Raw genomic sequence first — 242 nt, forward strand, 5'->3', positions numbered from 1 at the left:
CGATCAGTTCGTCAAGTAGGCCACGGTAGGTCGTGTTCTTCCGCACTTTGAGACACAGTAGAACAACGTGCTGCGGGAGTGTATAGCGGTGTTTGGAGAACTTTGAGGAGTATCGAGAAACGGCTCGGCGGGCCAGATGGATTGCCTTCTCAGTAAACCGGAGAATCTGCGACTTCGGGAGGGGCTTCATCTCGTCGAATTACAGGACGAACATGTAATTCTCTGAGGATTTCAACAGAGCC

Annotated in this window: 1 pseudogene; it reads right to left on the minus strand. The window is 51.7% G+C overall.

The features are described 5' to 3' along the window. Positions 1–190: pseudogene (locus EXE45_RS19000) on the minus strand (IS5/IS1182 family transposase); the annotation flags it as partial. Between the last annotated feature and the right edge of the window lie 52 nt (positions 191–242).

It is taken from the genome of Halorubrum sp. SP9 (genome assembly GCF_005435015.1).
In the GTDB taxonomy this organism is placed as follows: domain Archaea; phylum Halobacteriota; class Halobacteria; order Halobacteriales; family Haloferacaceae; genus Halorubrum; species Halorubrum sodomense.